This window comes from Oleiphilus sp. HI0043 (genome assembly GCF_001634935.1).
This window is the reverse complement of record NZ_LWEY01000679.1, coordinates 1-812: the sequence shown is the minus strand read 5'-3', so window position 1 is coordinate 812 and position 812 is coordinate 1. Positions and strand designations below refer to the sequence as shown.

1 protein-coding gene is annotated in these 812 nt (G+C 39.2%); it reads left to right on the top strand.

What is annotated here, in order from left to right:
- The first annotated feature begins 140 nt into the window (after window positions 1-140).
- Window positions 141-560, top strand: coding sequence for a CBS domain-containing protein (locus A3729_RS08150; RefSeq protein WP_068507387.1), 420 nt, complete (start codon window positions 141-143; stop codon window positions 558-560).
- Window positions 561-812: the final 252 nt, after the last annotated feature.

The window sequence follows — 812 nt, the reverse complement described above, 5'->3', positions numbered from 1 at the left end:
AGTGTATTTATTTTAAAGTGATTACTAGTTCCTTATAGGAATGCACTCAAATTGACACCGGTCATCACACTAGTAGAAACCTCGTAGTATGCTCACTTCAACAAACTCATTTATACATTACAAATTTTATTGGAGGCAAGATGGAATCTCCCAAGGTTTACGTTCGCGATTACATGCACCCAGCGACATACTCATTTAAACTTGATACTAGCGTTGAAGAAGTCGTTAAAACACTTACCAAAAGCCATATCGTAGGAGCGCCAGTGTTAGATACTGACGGCAAACTGGTAGGTTTTATCACTGAGCAAAACTGCATCAAGCAGATGCTCAACAATACCTACTATTGTGATAGCCACGAAGTAGCAGCTGACATTATGCGAGAGAATCCTCTATCCGTATCCCCTGATGAAGATATTCTTAAGCTAGCAGAAAGCATGCTAAGGAAAGGGCCCAAGATCTACCCAGTAATAGAAAATGATAAAGTGATCGGCATTATTAGACGTGCTGATGTACTAAAAGCACTTAGCCTGGCCAAAAAAGATATGTGTGCAGTGAAGTAGTATTATGCTTCTCTAGCAGGCTAAAGTTGTTCTAACTTCATTTAGCCTGCTCTATCTTCAGGTTCTTAAAACTCCATTCGCGATATGCCCCCATTCCCCCTCCCTGCCGAATAAAAGGTTCACGACAACTCCATTTCAAAATTTGCTATACCAAAAGTAAATTTCTTGTCTGCGAACATAAATAGTTCCGATATCTTCATAGACCTAGGCAATAAAGTTTAATGGTCTAATATAGTAAGTGTGTTAAGATTC

Coding starts and splice junctions, on each gene's coding strand:
- A3729_RS08150 (WP_068507387.1), top strand. CDS start 141: ATGGAATCTCCCAAGGTTTACGTTCGCGATTACATGCACCCAGCGACA.